This is a genomic window from Pontibacter fetidus, from assembly GCF_010119545.1.
GTDB classification, from domain to species: Bacteria; Bacteroidota; Bacteroidia; order Cytophagales; family Hymenobacteraceae; genus Pontibacter; species Pontibacter fetidus.
The window spans coordinates 25,162-37,290 of the sequence record NZ_JAAEAA010000031.1 but is presented as its reverse complement, the minus strand read 5'-3'; the positions used below and the strand labels follow the sequence as shown (position 1 = coordinate 37,290).

Below are 12,129 nucleotides of genomic sequence, written 5' to 3'. Positions count from 1 at the left end.
AGCGCAGAGGGGTGTTTGTATTAGCGGGTGAATTTAAAACTGGCTAACAATAGGCTTTTTGGTCCTGAATAACACCCCTATAATCACCTCAAAGGGATAGTTCTCGGCAGAACTTAACGGCCCTGCCTTCAAAGGGGGACTTTCTACTTCTACTATAGTTGTAAGTATAGCTTTATAGCTACAAACCACGAACAGGACAGGTCGCGACCTGTCCCTACGGAACTACAGCCATGATAACAGACGAAGCTTATCGGTTTAATCTATAGTTAGTGCGGTACTTAGCAGAAAGATATCAGTCTTTGGGTTGAGCGCCTTTGACTTGTTGCGGTGCCGATAGGCAATCCGAGGCACGAGGATAGCAAGAAAGCAGCAGCGCGATGCCCGAAGCCGGGGCCTCCCGGCCGTGAGGGAGTAAAGCCAACTATAGAACTATAGGTGAGTAAAGCTTTCAGGAATACAGATTGTTTGAAAGGATAGCTTGGAGAAAGGAAGTATAGACTGCAACTATAAGCTTAAACAGATTTCTCCTTGCGCCGAAATGACAAAATTGTAAAAAGACGCTAGCAGGAGCTACGCACGCTACTAGGTCGGCAACTATAAGGCATAAAACAAATCAGGCTGCTTTTTTAAAGCAGCCTGAAGTATAGCATATCACTTTAAATCTATTTAGCCTCACGCAAACGCTGACTCATAGCTTCGTAAAGAATGATACCAGTAGCCACAGATACATTAAGGGAACTAATTTGTCCCATTAGCGGGATACGCACTCTGGCATCGGCGCGCTTTAGGTATTCCGGAGAGATGCCGTCCTCTTCACTACCCATCAGTATAGCAGTCGGGCCAACCATTTCTACTTTACCGTCTGTCAGGTTATCTTCTGTTTTTTCAGTACAGGCTACAATCTGTACACCGTAATCTTTCAGGTAATCGATTGTTTCCTTCAGGTTTGGCTCGCGGCACACGGGTACCAGGTTAAGCGCACCTGCTGATGTTTTCATGGCATCTGCATTTATCTGGGCACCGCCACGGCTTGGTATCACAATCGCATCCACACCCATACATTCCGCATTTCGGGCAATAGAGCCAAAGTTACGTACATCGGTAACGCGGTCAAGTATAAGCAACAACGGGTCTTTGCCTTTCTCGAACAGTGAGGTTACGATTTCATCCAAAGGCATGTACCTGATCGGTGAAATGAAAGCAACTGCTCCCTGGTGATTTTTACGGGTCAGGTTATTCAGCTTTTCAACCGGTACGGTAACTACAGGCACATCCAGTTTCTTGGCTTCGGATATAATCTCGTCGGTCGTTGTACTTTTGGCGCCGCGCAGCAGAAATATCTTTTCCAGTACTTTGCCCGCCAGCATGGCTTCTAATATCGGGCGGGAGCCGAATATCATTTCCAATTTATCTTCTTTCGGAGCTCTTGGCCTGCCGTAGCTGCCACCGCTCACATATCTGTTATTCCTGCTCTCCATTTTGCAACTGCGCTGTACCAGCTTTCTTCGTACTCACGATGCCGTATCAGCTCATAATGATTTTCGGTAAAGTTATTCCGTTTTTTCGTAAAAACGAACTTGGTGTAGGGGTGCATCTCCGATTCGCGGTAAATCCAGGTCTCTGTATTACCTACTTTACTGATGTCGCTTGGTGGTCCGTATACCAGGTAGATCATACCACGGTCGGTAGCCCAACCAGGTTTGTGCGACGTATAAAGCTTATTAGCATGCTCTACTCGGCCATAATAGGTCCGAATCAGTTCGCGCGCCAGGTGCTTCTCCCCTGCCACACTTAACCAGAAATCATCAACTGCTTTTTTAGGTTCTTTAGCCTGTAATAATCTTTCGCGTTCGGTAGATGTGGTCAGGTAGATAAGCGGCTCCAGCATTTCCTTGGCCATGGTTACTTTGGGGTAATACCAGTTTTTAACCAATAGCCCGCTGGCATAAGGCTTGTCTGCCCATAACAAGTACAAGCCCTCCTTTTCCAGCACAAAAACTTGGTTAGCAACTATAGTTAAGGAATCGAGCGGTTTAAGGGTGGGTGCTATAGCTTCTTTGCGGGTAGACATAGGTGGCAGGGCCGGAGCAAAATGAGCATTAAAATAATAAACCTGCATGCTGCTTGTAGTATCAATGCCATCCAGCACCAACGTATCAGAAGTAATGCTATAGTTGCGGATAAGCGGCTTTTTAGAAGAAGCCCCGGAAACAACCTGTGTTTTATCCAGCATAGCGCCCTGAAGCTGAAGTTTAAAGGTAGTGTGCATGGTAGCTTCGCCGGCAAACTTTTGCCACAGTTTTAGCTGCAGCGTATTTGCGTCAGATACCACACTTGTCGGAATGCTGATGTCAAGCAAAATTCCATCCTCCTCACCGGGCTGTGAGGGCTTTACAACCTGTACGGTATCTTTCAGCAGCACGGTATTGTTTTGACCTGCCACAACGTAAGATAAGCTGGTAGCGGTACGTTGCAATTCGGCGAGGCGGCTTACATCAGAAAAAAGCAGGTAAAGATGAAGGCTGTCGGGGGTGGCGCGCCAGGTATAGTGCATGGTTACTTCGCGGTCGGCAGGAGCAGCGTCCCGTTTAGGTGATGTAGCTATAGTTTGCTGACCTGTTTCCGGTACACGCCCACACGAAGCGGCCATACTTACTAAAAGTAAACTATAAATAACCGCTATACGAGCCATACCTGATACATTGAAAGGTATAAAAAAATAGGCCGGGCTAACGTATCAGCCCGGCCTATTTTTACTGTATTATGTTGCTTTTTGTTTAACGGCGCATGGCCTGCAGGTACTGCGTAAATTGCTGCTCTAACTCGGCGGCACGTTCTTTCATACCTAGCTCCTGGGCGGCCATTACCAGTTGCTGCATCACAAACAGGTTTGTCTGTATTTCCATATCAAACAAGGCTCCTTTTGCCAAGTAATAATTAAGCGCGCCCGTCGATTTTTTAGCCATGGCATCCAGCAATTCTTTCGCCTTTTGCTCTTCGCCTAAACCAGCATAAATACTGATGAACTGTGGCGTATAGTAGTCGTAAGGTACTGTTTCCAGCGGCATTACTTTAAAGCAGTAGTCAACCAGTTCTTTCGCGCGGGCTTTGTTGCCGTCAGCCAGGTAAGCTGCAGCCAGTTTACCAAATTTATCACGGGCATTCGCTGTAAAGCGGTAGTAGTTCTCGTCGTAAAAAATGCTTGGATCATCAAAATTACGGAACTCGAACTCCTTCATCAGGTTTTTATACATTACCTCCTTGTTAAGATAACCTGGCATATCGCCGCCCTGGGTTTTCACAGGCACTACACGGTATGCCAAACCATCCAGTTGGAAGTATTCTGACAAGCCAATAAAGTCGGCGGTGTTAACGGTTGTAGAGAAGTATACCGGACGCTCCCAGTTGTTAGTAGCCAGCAGGTCTAGCATCACCAGGTGTTTTTTCTCCAGCATGCCTTTGTTTATCACCCACTTCATCTGGTCAACAATCTCACCTTCTTTCTCGGCAGGTATAAAGTTCATCTGGTCTACTTTCGCCTTATCCACATTTAAAACAAAGGTTTTGGTCGGGAAGGTCATCAGGGTAGTACCGCCACCATACGTTGCCTGCAGGGCCGGGTGGTTTTGCTTTACAAGGTCGATGAACTGCTTTAAATCTATACCGGCAGCTACCTGTGGCTTTTCGTCGTACGGCAGGTAATCGTTTGTGCCTTGTCTATAGTTTTCGATACCTAAAGTTAATGGCCACGGTGCGGATTTGTAGGATGGGCGCATCATTTGCTCTACATACCAGTCGGTGTTCAGGTAGCTAAGTACAGCCACACGCACATCGGTACGGTAACCTTCAACTTCCTGGGCATACCATAGCGGAAATGTGTCGTTATCGCCATTTGTAAATAGTATACCATTTGGCGCAACAGAATCCAGCAGGTTTTTAGCTGAGTCTACGGACTGATAGCGCTGCGAACGATCGTGGTCGTCCCAGCCTTCGGCAGCCATAATGCCCGGTACCAGTAAGCAAACTATAGTTGCCACGGCAGCACGGGCGCTATCACTGCGCAGCACTTTTTCCAGCAAACCAGCCAGCCCGATAACACCAAGCCCTATCCAGATACTGAAAGCATAGTAAGAGCCGGCAAATGTATAGTCACGTTCGCGTGGTTCGGTTGGGGGCTGGTTCAGGTATAAAGCAATAGCCAGACCGGTAAAAATAAACAGCAGACCAACTATAAAGGCATTCTTTTCATCTTTGCGTACCTGCCATATCAGGCCAAGTATACCTATGATAAGCGGCAGTGCCAGAAAGTTGTTACGGGCTTTGCTATTGGCTACCTGTTCTGGCAAGCCAGGTTCATCGCCGCTAAACCATACCACACCGGCATTCTGCACATCGCTTTCGCGGCCTACAAAATTCCATAAAAAGTAACGCCAGTACATGTGGCCCAGCTGGTAGTTAAACATAAAGCTTAGGTTTTGCCCAAATGTCGGCATCTGGCCTTCGCGCAGGTTTATCCACTTTTTATACTCATCTATATGCTGCGGCGCATCGCTGTAAATACGTGGCAACAGCGTCAGGTCTTTACTATCGTAAACAGGTTCAATCTTACGGCCTGCTTCCAGGTACTTGTCTTTACCTTTTACATAGCGCATCTCGCCTTCTTCCTGGCCAATTGGCTGGGCATTGTATTGTGGCCCGTAAAGCAACGGTCTGTCGCCGTATTGCTCACGCTTCAGGTATGATACCACGCTCATAATATCATCCGGGTCGTTCTCATCTATAGTTGGGTCGTAAGATGAGCGTATCGGAATGATCATGTATGAAGAATAGCCGATCAGCACAAACACCAAACTTAGCAGCGCGGTATTAAGCACACGCTTGTTGTGTTTGATGGAGTAACGGATACCATAAGCAATAGCAGCTACTACCAGTATCACGAATAAAATAAGGCCAGAGCCAAACGGCATGCCCAATGAGTTCACAAAAAACACCTCTACTTTACCTGCTATAGATGGCAGCCCAGGTATAACACCCCAAAGTATAGCCACCACTATAACCGCACTAATAGCAAAAGCAATGATGCCGCCTGTTAACGTTGGTTTGTATAAACGATAGTAATAAATAAAGGCAAGCGCAGGTATAGTTACCAGGTTAAGCAAGTGAGCACCGATAGACAGACCTACCAGGTAGGCGATCAGTACCAGCCACTTATCAGAATGTGCTTCGCCCACTTTAGCTTCCCAGCGCAGCATAGCCCAAAAAACGATAGCGGTAAAGAACGACGACATGGCATAAACTTCAGCCTCTACAGCCGAGAACCACGCAGAATCAGAAAAAGTATAGGCCAAAGCACCTACAGCACCGGCACCCATTACCAGCATTATGTTACCGGTAGTCGGGGCTTCGCCTTCTTTTATCAGGAGTTTTTTAGCAAATATGGTGATCGTCCAGAAAAGGAACAGCACCGTGAAAGAACTACACAGCGCTGAAAGCAGGTTAACCCACCACGCCACCTGCGATGGGTCGCCGGCCATCATGGAGAACATACGGCCTACCAGCAGGTAAAAAGGCGCGCCCGGAGGGTGTGGCACCAGTAATTTGTAAGAGCAGGCGATAAACTCACCGGCATCCCAGAAGCTGGCAGTTGGCTCCAGCGTTAGCACATAAACTATAGTCGCGATAAAGAATACGACCCAGCCTACAATGTTATTTATCTTTCGATAGTCTGTCATGGTAATTTTTAGGATTGCGCCCCGAAAATACTAAAATATGTGACGTGTTAGATATAATTGTTGAATTGTCTGAATCAGGATTTACAGGATTAGAAAGAATGAACAGGATTTATACTTCGTATCACACAAGATGCAAGGTATTGCCTTTCTGCACTTCTTATAACTCCATAACCCTTTAACTTTCTAACTTTCAAACTTTATAACCTTCTAACTTCATTAACTCTCTAACTCTTTACCTCCTAAACTTAATTAGCTTTACATGTAAAAAGCCGACCATGGGCCGGCTTTTTATAGTATATCGTTGTTTTTTAATTACTTCTGAAGAATCAGTCGCTTGGTTTCTACGGTCTTATCGTTTACCAGCAAACTATAGAAATATACGCCAGACGGATACGGACTCATATCCAGGGTTATCTCTTTTGCCTCTGTAGCAGCCAGGTTCTTTGTAAATATTACGCGGCCTATAGTGTTCGATATTCTGATCTTATAGTTATCGCCGCCAGACTGGGTAAGCGTTAAGCGGGTATAGCCTTTAGATGGGTTTGGATATGCGTTAATAGAAGGCATAGACTTAATGTCGCGGCCCGGCATAAACGATGCCATCACAACAGAGGCATACAGGCTTTTCTCTGCCTTCGGTACTTCCACGTGGAAAGAGGGCGCTACGGCAGCTGCATAAATTTGAGAGCAGGTATGGTCTGCGTCAGAAGTTACAAACACAGGTCGTGCGTTGTAAGCCGATAAAGCAACTCCATCTTTTTTCTCCTGTTTCAGTTTCCAGACTGTTGCACCGCCTTTATATGCAGGGGCTACGCCTACTTCCAGGTTAGCGCTCTCAGCCACGGCCGTTAAGCCCAGCAAGTGCGAGCTTACCAGTGTAGTTATAAATAATAATTTAGTAAAAGTCTTCATAAGGGCACTTTGGTTAGTAAGTTATACTTGCACCAGAAAATCAAATATAGTGTAATTGCTTGAATATATAAATTTTATATCTAAAAATCTGGTGAATACATTTCAAAAACAGCCCCACTTGTAGGCTTGCTATACTTAAGACAAAAACAATGCCTGTTCCTTCCAGCGCTTCAACCGATTTACTTAAGTACTATATCTCAACTATAACTATCGTACAGGCCAATCATTAAATAAATAGCATTATTTCAATAACACCAACACAAACAATACAATTAAAAACACATCCTATAATTACATTTTATCACTCCTTCATAGTTAGGCAACTATATATAAATAGCTTAATACACTTCAAAAATAGCCTTTTATATAATACTATATAAAGAACATGATTGTACTATAGTTATAACTATAGATTATAGTGCAACTACCCAAACACTGCCCCGTTAGAGCAAATATTAAATTTATCTTAGATTACCCTTATGAAATAGATCTACATGAAATCCTATATTTTTTCTTTCATCATGATCTTGGTGGCATTGCAAACGGCAATGGCGCAGCAAGGTCAGCAACCATCCGAATGCAGCATTACAGACGGTTGCCTTAACTTCTCCCTAAACGGTGCCAAGCAGCACGACGAAGATACTTACATCTTATCCTACACAGTAACAGTAAACTGTAGCTCCCCACTGGAATATGTCGCTTTTCAGTTACCCGAAGGCTCCGAAGCCGACGAGCCATCCAGCTACTTTGCCTCGCAGCCAGACTTTAATGTAGAAGACGGCAAAAAAGGAAAAGACGGCAAAATAGTTACTGCCTACAACGCCATACAATTTACAGCAAAACAAAAAACAAATATCAGCAATGGAGCAAGCTATACTTTTGAGTACCCGATTTCTGTTAAAGACTATAATGCACTTAGTTCGATAAAAGTACAGGCCAGAGTTGCCGGTGCAGCTGCCAGCAATGTAGAATTTAATCACAGAGTTTGTGCCCCGCTGGCCTCAGCACCATCGCAGCGCCCGATGCCCGATTGCAGAGTTGACCTTGGCCAGGCTGTGTTCGGTTTTATGGGAGCTACCAACAACGGCGACGGAACTACTTCTTTGGGCTTTATGATCCAGAACAACCTGCAAGCGAATGCTGAAACCATAACTATAGAAATACCAGGCGCACCCGAAGGCGTAACCGTTGAAAGCAATAACAACGGTGCCTCATACAGCGCCAACTACAAGTATAAAGCAACTTACCAGGATGGCATCCTGACCTTTGCAGCACAGAACACCAATGGTTATGCAGCAGGTGCTACCGACTATTTCCTGTTCTCGGTACCTACTGCTACATTTAACCCTGAAGAGAACTTTACACTAACGCTGGCTGCTGGCTCTGAGCTTATAGTTACCGGCTTTAACACCATAACCTGCTCCGAAGATGGCGACATTACACCACTACCAGTTGAGCTGCTATCGTTTAAAGGCAAAGCAACACAAAGCGGCATAGACCTGGAGTGGGAAACAGCATCAGAAAAAGATAACGACCGTTTCGAAGTTGAGCGCAGCCAGGATGGCAAAACTTTTAGCAAGATCGGGGAAGTAGCCGGTGCCGGCACAACCAGCATTAAACAGAACTATGACTATACCGACTATGTAAGCAACACCGGCACGTTCCATTACCGTCTTCGCCAGATTGATTTTGACGGCACTACCAGTTACAGCAAAATAGTTTCAGTGAGACTTAAAGCCTTACCGGGCGGCGGAAAACTGGCTGTCTACCCTAACCCGGCACTTGGCAGCATAGTTACTGTTTCGGTGGCAGGTACTGGCGCCGATGTTAATGGAGGTATATTACAGATTGTAGATATGAGCGGTCGCCAGATGTATGTACACCAGGTGGCAGCAGGTACCCGCCAACTGAAAGTACAGTTACAGGAACTGGGCTTACCAAAAGGCATGTATGTGGTTAACCTGGTACAGGGCACTGATAAACAGACGCAAAAACTGATTATCCAGTAAAGTACGAGGCTAAAGCCAAAGTATAGCAAAAAGGGGAGAAACTATAGTTCTTCCCTTTTTATATGCCCTGTAAACTATAGTTGGCTTCAGATAACGAAGGCAATCTCCTTGAATCCAAGAAAGCGTAGTTCACCGTCCAGTTCAACACCCAGTCGGCCTTCTTCGTCTATACCAACTATACAGCCTTCGGTGCGTTTGCCATCAACTATAAACCGGTGTGTTTCCTGGTAGCGGTAAAGGGCCTGCAGGTATTCGTATTTTAATTTAGCATGCCGTACACTACGCAGTTCCATGTAGCGTTTCTCGAGCAGTTCAAGCAACCGGCAGGTAACTTCTTCCAAATCTATAGTTGTACCGGTTAGAGCAGCTAATGAAGTAGCGGTATCTACACCAAAACTGACTTGATTTATATTTAAACCAATACCGACGATACTGTGTTGTAAAGAAGAGCTATTTATGGTATTCTCTATCAGGATACCGCCCAGTTTTTTATCTTTAATATACAGGTCGTTAGGCCACTTAACCTGTGCATCGGTTGCGCCGTATGCGTGCAGCAGGTCCAGCACAGCCAGCGACACCGCCATGTTCAGGTAAAATTGCTGCCTGACAGGAAGAAAAACAGGTGACAGAATAACCGAAAGCGTAATGTTTTTACCGGGTTCAGCCTCCCAGGTATTGCCCCGCTGCCCGCGCCCGTTAGTTTGTTCCGATGTTAGCACGGTGCAGCCTTCTGTGGCTTTATTTTTGATAAGAAGCTGTTGGGCCTCTGAGTTAGTAGATTCACAAACCGGCAGATAGTATAGCTGCTGGCCAACAAACAGCGTATTAGGCAACATAATTATGGCAAAATTTAATATTTTTGTAGTTCAAATTTAATCAGCACAAATGAAAGATAGTAAGATTGAGGCTAATTCAGACATATTGGCAGAACTGGTAGTAAAAGGCATGCAGGAGAAAAAGGCTGCCGATATCGTCGTAATGAACCTTAAATCACTTAAGAATGCCGTTTCAGACTACTTTATCATAGCATCCGCAAATTCTGATACCCAACTCGACGCCATTGCCAACGCAATAGAAGAAGAAGTTTACAAAGCTACAAAGCAAAATCCGTGGCAGAGCGAAGGCCGCACCAACAAAGAGTGGGTGCTGCTGGACTATGTAGATGTGGTAGCGCACGTTTTCCTGAAAGATAAGCGTGAGTTCTATGCACTAGAGGAGCTTTGGGGCGATGCAGGCATCAAGCACGTAGAAACTGTTTAACTACCCCCGGCTTGTTAAAACATTTTGCACAGGCCGGTGTTTCTCAGACATCTGATACTTAAATCATGGCAGAAAAAAATAATAAAAACACTAACAACAAAAAGAAGAAGCCGCTGATCCCGACCACACCGCCGCGCCCTACCATGCAGTTGTGGATGCTGGCTGTTCTTATACTGGTGATCTTTGGCCTGACCTATCTTAACAGAAGCAATTCTTCGGTAGAGACTTCGCAACAGGAGTTTGAGGAAATGCTGCTGAGCGGCGATGTAAACAAGCTGGCTATAGTTAACAACAAAACGGTAGAAGTATACCTGAAAGAAGAAGCCCTTGAAAACGACAAGTATAAGCAGGAGCTTTCAGACAGAGGCTCGCTAACAGTAGACAAAGGCCCGCAGTATCATTTCCAGATCATTTCCCCGGAAATCTTTAACGAGGATATGGCAGAGCTTCAGAAAGATGTACCGCGTGAGCAGCGTGTGCCGGTATACCCGGAAGAGCGCACCGGCTTTATGGACTTCTTTGCAACCTGGGGCTTCCTGATATTATTACTGTTTGGTTTCTGGTTCCTGATGCGCCGCGTTACAGCGGGTGGCTCTGGTGGCCAGATCTTCAACATCGGTAAATCTAAAGCTGCGCTGTTTGATGCGGAGAACAAGGTTAAGATCACGTTTAAGGATGTGGCCGGCCTTGAAGAAGCAAAAGAAGAAGTACAGGAGATCGTTGAGTTCCTGAAGAACCCTTCCAAGTTTACAGTGCTCGGTGGTAAAATACCGAAAGGTGCATTGCTGGTAGGCCCTCCGGGTACTGGTAAGACCTTATTGGCGAAAGCTGTTGCCGGCGAAGCCGATGTACCGTTCTTCTCGCTTTCCGGCTCCGACTTTGTGGAAATGTTCGTAGGTGTAGGTGCTGCCCGTGTCCGCGACCTGTTCAAACAAGCTAAAGCAAAAGCACCGTGTATCATCTTTATAGATGAGATCGATGCGATCGGTCGCCATAGAAGCCGTGGCCAGGTACCAGGTGGTAATGATGAACGTGAAAATACACTAAACTCCCTACTTGTGGAGATGGATGGTTTTGCAACTGACTCAGGTGTAATTATACTTGCCGCTACCAACCGCCCTGATACCTTGGATTCAGCTTTACTTCGCCCGGGCCGTTTCGACCGCCAGGTAAGTATAGATAAGCCGGATATCAATGGTCGTACCGAGATATTTAATGTACACTTAAAGCCGCTTACACTTGCCCCTGATGTAGATGCACGTAAGCTGGCTGCTCAAACACCAGGTTTTGCCGGTGCCGAGATCGCCAACGTTTGTAACGAAGCTGCGCTGATAGCTGCACGTCGTAACAAAAAGTCGGTAGAACTACAGGATTTTAACGATGCTGTAGACCGTGTAATTGGTGGTCTGGAGAAGAAGAACAAGATCATTTCTCCGCAGGAGAAAAAGATTGTTGCTTACCACGAAGCTGGCCACGCTATTGCAGGCTGGTTCCTGGAGCACACTGATCCATTGGTAAAAGTAAGTATAGTTCCGCGTGGTGTAGCTGCGTTGGGTTATGCCCAGTATTTGCCAAAAGAGCAATTCCTTTATACAACCGAGCAGTTAATTGATGAGATGTGTATGGCTCTTGGTGGCCGTGCTGCGGAAGAGATCGTATTCGGTAAAATATCAACTGGTGCCCTGAGCGACCTGGAGCGTATCACGAAAATGGCTTACAGCATTGTAACCATGTATGGTATGAATTCTAAGATCGGTAATGTGTCGTTCTACGACTCGAAGCAGTCTGATATGACCTTTAACAAGCCATACTCAGAAGCTACTGCCGAAACTATAGACAACGAAGTGCGTGCGATCATTGACTCTGCTTACCAGCGTACCATACAGTTGCTGACTGAGAAGCGCGATAAGCTGGAGATAATTGCTCAAGAACTGCTAGAGAAAGAGATCCTGTTCCAGAGCGACCTAGAGCGTTTGGTTGGTCCGCGTCCGTTTGAGACACTTACTACGTACCAGGCACACACTGCCGGCACCGACCGTAGCCAGACCAAGAGCGAAGTAGAGCAGGAACACCCTGTTGAGTTTGACGACACAACCAATGTTGCAAAACAGGAAGGTGAAGTGAATGGAGCTCCGCTAAATAACGGCAACGGCCACTCTACTGCTGAACAGGAAGATAATATCAATTCCAGAATAGCTTGATAACATAACAACAGG

Annotated in this window: 8 protein-coding genes; 3 read left to right on the top strand and 5 right to left on the bottom strand. The window is 45.9% G+C overall.

The window, feature by feature from the left end; all coding sequences use genetic code 11:
• Positions 1-662: 662 nt before the first annotated feature.
• From rlmB to GWO68_RS17885, 4 genes are all read right to left on the bottom strand, one after another.
• Complete coding sequence (rlmB, locus tag GWO68_RS16990) at positions 663-1,478, bottom strand: 23S rRNA (guanosine(2251)-2'-O)-methyltransferase RlmB (RefSeq protein ID WP_162347671.1); 816 nt, start codon at positions 1,476-1,478, stop codon at positions 663-665.
• On the bottom strand, positions 1,451-2,692 hold the full coding sequence (locus GWO68_RS16985; RefSeq protein WP_162347670.1) for a GWxTD domain-containing protein: 1,242 nt from the start codon (positions 2,690-2,692) through the stop codon (positions 1,451-1,453). Before GWO68_RS16985 ends, rlmB begins: the two co-directional genes overlap by 28 nt.
• 85 nt (positions 2,693-2,777) lie before the next feature.
• Positions 2,778-5,732, bottom strand: a complete 2,955-nt coding sequence (locus GWO68_RS16980) for a glycosyltransferase family 117 protein (RefSeq protein ID WP_162347669.1) — start codon at positions 5,730-5,732, stop codon at positions 2,778-2,780.
• 312 nt (positions 5,733-6,044) lie between these two features.
• Complete coding sequence (locus GWO68_RS17885; RefSeq protein WP_235942115.1) at positions 6,045-6,644, bottom strand: T9SS type A sorting domain-containing protein; 600 nt, start codon at positions 6,642-6,644, stop codon at positions 6,045-6,047.
• A gap of 494 nt (positions 6,645-7,138) precedes the next feature.
• Between GWO68_RS17885 and GWO68_RS16970 the strand changes: the two genes are divergently transcribed.
• Positions 7,139-8,653 carry a T9SS type A sorting domain-containing protein gene (locus tag GWO68_RS16970; protein WP_162347668.1) on the top strand — a complete coding sequence of 505 codons (1,515 nt, stop codon included), beginning with the start codon at positions 7,139-7,141 and terminating at the stop codon, positions 8,651-8,653.
• Positions 8,654-8,739: 86 nt separating this feature from the next.
• On the opposite strand, the gene GWO68_RS16965 is transcribed toward GWO68_RS16970, so the two are convergent.
• A complete protein-coding gene (locus GWO68_RS16965) occupies positions 8,740-9,489 on the bottom strand; it encodes a biotin--[acetyl-CoA-carboxylase] ligase (protein ID WP_162347667.1) in 750 nt (249 codons plus the stop codon).
• Between the two features lie 49 nt (positions 9,490-9,538).
• On the opposite strand from GWO68_RS16965, the gene rsfS reads away from it, so the two are divergent.
• Both rsfS and ftsH read left to right on the top strand, forming a co-directional pair.
• Positions 9,539-9,913: a ribosome silencing factor gene (gene rsfS / locus GWO68_RS16960; RefSeq protein WP_162347666.1), complete on the top strand. Its 375-nt coding sequence runs from the start codon at positions 9,539-9,541 to the stop codon at positions 9,911-9,913.
• A gap of 65 nt (positions 9,914-9,978) precedes the next feature.
• Positions 9,979-12,114, top strand: coding sequence for an ATP-dependent zinc metalloprotease FtsH (ftsH, locus tag GWO68_RS16955; protein WP_162347665.1), 2,136 nt, complete (start codon positions 9,979-9,981; stop codon positions 12,112-12,114).
• Positions 12,115-12,129: the final 15 nt, after the last annotated feature.

What these genes read in the sequence shown, in the direction of transcription:
- rlmB (WP_162347671.1), bottom strand. Translation starts at nt 1,478, where the DNA reads ATGGAGAGCAGGAATAACAGATATGTGAGCGGTGGCAGCTACGGCAGG.
- GWO68_RS16985 (WP_162347670.1), bottom strand. Translation starts at nt 2,692, where the DNA reads ATGGCTCGTATAGCGGTTATTTATAGTTTACTTTTAGTAAGTATGGCC.
- GWO68_RS16980 (WP_162347669.1), bottom strand. Translation starts at nt 5,732, where the DNA reads ATGACAGACTATCGAAAGATAAATAACATTGTAGGCTGGGTCGTATTC.
- GWO68_RS17885 (WP_235942115.1), bottom strand. Translation starts at nt 6,644, where the DNA reads ATGAAGACTTTTACTAAATTATTATTTATAACTACACTGGTAAGCTCG.
- GWO68_RS16970 (WP_162347668.1), top strand. Translation starts at nt 7,139, where the DNA reads ATGAAATCCTATATTTTTTCTTTCATCATGATCTTGGTGGCATTGCAA.
- GWO68_RS16965 (WP_162347667.1), bottom strand. Translation starts at nt 9,489, where the DNA reads ATGTTGCCTAATACGCTGTTTGTTGGCCAGCAGCTATACTATCTGCCG.
- rsfS (WP_162347666.1), top strand. Translation starts at nt 9,539, where the DNA reads ATGAAAGATAGTAAGATTGAGGCTAATTCAGACATATTGGCAGAACTG.
- ftsH (WP_162347665.1), top strand. Translation starts at nt 9,979, where the DNA reads ATGGCAGAAAAAAATAATAAAAACACTAACAACAAAAAGAAGAAGCCG.